This is a genomic window from Yeosuana sp. (assembly GCF_057126245.1).
On the sequence record NZ_DBNGMQ010000058.1, the window covers coordinates 1 to 1712 of the forward strand.

Annotated in this window: 2 protein-coding genes and 1 pseudogene; all 3 read right to left on the reverse strand. The window is 31.1% G+C overall.

Translation table 11 applies throughout. The features are described 5' to 3' along the window. Positions 1 to 691: sulfatase-like hydrolase/transferase (locus AC15TD_RS07315; RefSeq protein WP_484451483.1), on the reverse strand; the 691-nt coding region annotated here is incomplete at its 3' end. Between the two features lie 2 nt (positions 692 to 693). Continuing rightward, a complete protein-coding gene (locus tag AC15TD_RS07320) occupies positions 694 to 867 on the reverse strand; it encodes a hypothetical protein (protein ID WP_484451484.1) in 174 nt (57 codons plus the stop codon). Positions 868 to 897: 30 nt separating this feature from the next. Next, positions 898 to 1200 (reverse strand): annotated as a pseudogene (locus AC15TD_RS07325) (carbohydrate kinase); the annotation flags it as partial. Between the last annotated feature and the right edge of the window lie 512 nt (positions 1201 to 1712).

Here is a 1712-nt window from a genome sequence, read left to right on the forward strand (position 1 = left end):
TTTCCTTATTCTCATTTAAAAAATCAATAGCTTTTTCTGTATAACGCTTGGTTATAGTAAATTGATTAGTGGGTCTTTCTATAATGGTTTCATTTTGCATTAAAGGTACATTCCACTTGGTATAATCGGGTTCAGAAAGCAGGTTTTCAACACTCCATTTTATAGCATCCATATCGTTACTGTAAGGTATGCCATAATAAGAATCAAAACCCTGACTGGTAGGTAAAAAATCAGGCAAGTGCCCTAAATGCCATTTACCGATCATTCCAGTTGCATAGTCTTTTGCTTTCAACATCTCTGCTATAGTAATTTCACTCGCGGGTAAGCCTCCAATAGATTCTGGAAAAAACACCCGTTCTTTTTCACCTCCTAACCCTAAACGAATAGGATAACGTCCGGTCATTAAAGCACCTCTACTTGGTGAACAAACACTACTTGCTGCATAAAAATTTGTCCATTTTTGACCTTCTGTAGCCAATCGGTCAATATTAGGCGTTTGAATGGTTGGATGTCCATAAGAACTCAAATCACCATAACCCATATCATCCATAAAAATAATAACAACATTGGGTGATTGCTTTATAATTGTATCTTTTACATTTGCCTGACTCGAAGAAAAACTATAACCCAGATAACAATTTAATGTACTAACTATAATTAAAATAATGTATTTTACGCTTAATATTTTCACTTTTAATAATGTAATTTAATAGTAGCATCTAAAGCTAATTTAATTTGACCACGAGCTCTGGCTACTACTTGTTCTAGATTATAGAATTTAAAAGCTAAAGGATTATCTGAATCTTTACCTTCGTATGTAATATCTCCAATTCCTTTATAGAATTCTTTGTCTCCTAAAATTGCCATTGTTATGTGTTTTAAAAATTTATATATTTTTTATTTGTTATTTAAAATAAGATTCAATTCTTTTTTCCAGTTATCATAAGCCTTTACATAAGGTTCTTTATCTTTAAAAGGCATAAATGTCATAACGTGATCATTATCTTCAACTAATTTTCCATAGGTCTCAAAATCTCCTTTATGTAAGCCAGCTGCCCGTGCTGCTCCTATAGCTCCGGTGGTATTATATATTTCTATTTCTTGGTCTATCAAAGTCGCTACTGTATTTGCGAAAATTTCCGAACGGAATAAATTATCATTTCCGGCTCTCATCACATTAATCTTTATACCATCAGGTTTATTTTCACTTCCTTTTCATAGATTAATTTGCATGATGATTAGGCCAAATGTAAATATAAGTTCCACTGCGATTTATAAAATTTGTAGCAACAATTAAAAAAAATGTAGCATCCTCAGTTATATTGCTTTTTAAAAAGACATTAAGGAATCCTTAACACCAACACAAAAATTTGATAGTATCTTATTTAGCGTATTTTATATACAGAAAATCTAACAAAAAAAGAGACTATTTCATTTTTTATAATATATTCTTTTTGCAATAATTAAAAATTTTTAAATCATATGGAAAAGATGAATCATTCTTGTTTTCATAAATTCTATTTTTTTATGAATAAAACAGGTTAAGTACTTCGATTCATTATGCTTATTGCAACCCTTTTATTAAAAGAGAATGATTAATTTCCTTCAATAGCTCCTCCGCTACCATGGTAGATATCCGGTTTGCCTTCCAAGTCGATGGCAATGACGGTTACATATTCATCGAGTTTTGACTCTGGTAGCTCAATCATTAG

Bases quoted from the DNA above. Each gene is read 5' to 3' on its own strand.
- AC15TD_RS07320 (WP_484451484.1), bottom strand. From the start codon at position 867: ATGGCAATTTTAGGAGACAAAGAATTCTATAAAGGAATTGGAGATATT.